Origin of the sequence: Salipiger sp. PrR003, assembly GCF_010500785.1 — a bacterium.
GTDB lineage: Bacteria > Pseudomonadota > Alphaproteobacteria > Rhodobacterales > Rhodobacteraceae > Salipiger > Salipiger pacificus_A.
Genome location: NZ_JAAGOV010000119.1, coordinates 1 through 2,386, shown reverse-complemented (window position 1 = coordinate 2,386; position 2,386 = coordinate 1). Strand labels below are relative to the sequence as shown.

The 2,386-nt window shown below is 61.4% G+C and carries 2 protein-coding genes and 1 other annotated feature; of the genes, one reads left to right on the top strand and one right to left on the bottom strand.

Annotated elements, in window-relative coordinates; genetic code table 11:
- Positions 1 to 1,218 (bottom strand): IS3 family transposase gene (locus G0D83_RS30820; protein ID WP_164198537.1). Its coding sequence is split into 2 segments (ribosomal slippage), with 1,219 coding nucleotides annotated over them: positions 1 to 930 and positions 930 to 1,218; the frame shifts between segments, so codons are not numbered across the junction. This gene is flagged as partial in the annotation.
- Positions 821 to 937 (bottom strand) — a sequence feature (AL1L pseudoknot). Its footprint overlaps the gene before it by 117 nt.
- A gap of 186 nt (positions 1,219 to 1,404) precedes the next feature.
- On the opposite strand from G0D83_RS30820, the gene G0D83_RS30815 reads away from it, so the two are divergent.
- Positions 1,405 to 2,334 carry an IS110 family transposase gene (locus tag G0D83_RS30815; RefSeq protein WP_164198536.1) on the top strand — a complete coding sequence of 310 codons (930 nt, stop codon included), beginning with the start codon at positions 1,405 to 1,407 and terminating at the stop codon, positions 2,332 to 2,334.
- Positions 2,335 to 2,386 lie beyond the last annotated feature (52 nt).

The window sequence follows — 2,386 nt, the reverse complement described above, 5'->3', positions numbered from 1 at the left end:
TGTCTTCAGTTTCCAGAGCTGCGTAGAAGTTGGCTTCTGCCTCGGCTGGCGGGATGTTTCCGATGGGCTCGAGAAGTCGGCGGTTGTTGAACCAGTCCACCCATTCCAGCGTGGCATATTCGACGGCCTCGAAGCTGCGCCAGGGGCCGCGGCGGTGGATGACTTCAGCCTTGTAGAGGCCATTGATGGTTTCGGCCAACGCATTGTCGTAGCTGTCGCCGACGCTCCCCACGGATGGTTCGATGCCGGCCTCGCCCAGCCTTTCGGTGTAGCGAATGGACAGGTATTGCGATCCGCGGTCGCTGTGATGGACCAGACCCATTGCCTTCGTCGGTCGCCGATCATGGACCGCTTGCTCGAGGGCATCCAACACGAACCCTGTCTGCGCCGAGGTGCTGGCGCGCCAGCCGACGATCTTGCGCGCGTAGGCGTCGATGACAAAGGCGACATAGACGAAGCCCTTCCAGGTGGCGACGTAGGTGAAGTCGCTCACCCAGAGCATGTTGGGTGCCGGAACGCGGAACTCACGGTTCACCTTGTCCAACGGACACGGGGTCTTCTTGTCCGGGAACGTCGTCCGATGTGGCTTGCCGCGGATAATGCCTTGAATATCCATGTCCTTCATAAGCCTTGCCACAGTGCAGCGAGCGACATCGAACCCTTCCCGGACAAGCTGGCGCCATACCTTGCGGACGCCGTAGACTTGATAGTTCTCCTCCCAGACGCGTTCGATCTCAGGTCGCAGGGTGGCATCACGACGGGCGCGGTCAGACTGCCGCGCCGGGTCAGCCCGCTTCGCCAAGTGATCGTAGTAGGTAGATGGGGCGATCGGCAGCACCGCGCAGATCGGCTCGACCCCATGCGCATCGCGATGCGCTTCAACGAAATCCACCATCACTTCGACCGGCGGTCGAGCTCCGCCATCGCAAAATAAGCCGACGCCTTACGCAGGATCTCGTTCGCTTGGCGCAGTTCTCGGTTATCCCGTTCGAGCGCCTTTATCTTCTCGGCCGTATCGCTGGGAGCTCCGGCCCGCTTGCCGCCGTCGACCTCGGCCTTCTTGACCCAGTCGTTCAGCGTGTTCGCCGAACACCCGATCTTCGCTGCGATCGATGTGATCGCCTGCCAGCGAGAGCCATGCTCGCCCTCGTTGCCGAGAACCATCCGCACCGCGCGCTCGCGGACTTCAGGGGAAAATTTGTTCGTGGTCTTGCTCATGGTGCTCCATCCTTGTGTGTTCAAGGTCGGGCATACTGGGAACGCAGGTGGGACCCCGTTCCATCCCGGGGAGGTAGATCCCGCTGAGTAGCAAGGGGCCCATTTGCGCCGTCGCCATTTGAACCTGAACAGTTGCAAGGGGCGCCCGTAGTGCCGACCCCGAATATCAAGGACAGGACAGTGACTTTGCCCCAAACCTACATCGGCGTCGATGTTGCGAAAGACTGGATCGACGTGTGTGACCCCGCCTCTTCCCGGCAGGAGAGGATACAAACCGACCGCCGATCGCTGCGTAGTTTTGCAGCGACAGTTGGCTCATCCATCGTAGTCCTCGAAGCATCCGTTGGCTACGAGCGACCCGTAATGTCGGCTCTCTTCGAAGCTGGGCGGCTCGCGACATGTGTGAACCCTCGGCAGGCCCGCGAGTTTGCCCGCGCAACCGGGCGCTTGGCCAAGAGTGACCGCGTCGATGCGCTGGTCCTGGCCGAGATGGGACGCGCTCTACAGCTGGCTCCGGCGAGCCCGCGTTCTGCCGAACGGCAGCGTTTGTCTGAACTTACCGGCCACCGGGCGGGCATCACCACCATGATCGTTGCGGAGAAAAACCGCTTGAGGACAGCGCAGGATCCATGGATTCGGCGTAACATCTCTCAGCACATCAAGACCCTGCAAGCCAGTCTCGCGAAAGCCGAGGCAGAGATGGAAGCCGTAATCCAAGAACAGTGCGATTTGCGCGAGCAAGCCGCGCGCCTACGCCAAGTCAACGGGATCGGGCCCGTCGTCTCAGCAACCTTGATCGCGCAGCTCCCTGAACTTGGTCAGCTTGACCGCCGAAGGATCGCGGCTCTCGCCGGACTCGCACCACATGCGAATGACTCCGGACATCGACGCGGCAAACGCAGCATATGGGGTGGACGCGGCACGATCAGGCGCACCCTCTATCTGGCAGCACTCACCGCCAGCAGGTTCGACCCGCGGTTCAGAGCCTTCAAGGAGCGCCTGCTTGCGGCTGGAAAGGCCAAAAAGCCCGTCATCGTCGCTTGCGCGCGCAAGCTCCTGACCGTTCTCAACGCAATGATCAAAACTGGAACGGCCTACCGAGACGCCATCGTTTGAAAGACAGTTGCTACTCAGGAGTTGGAGCCTCCGGCAAACCCGGGGCGGTTCA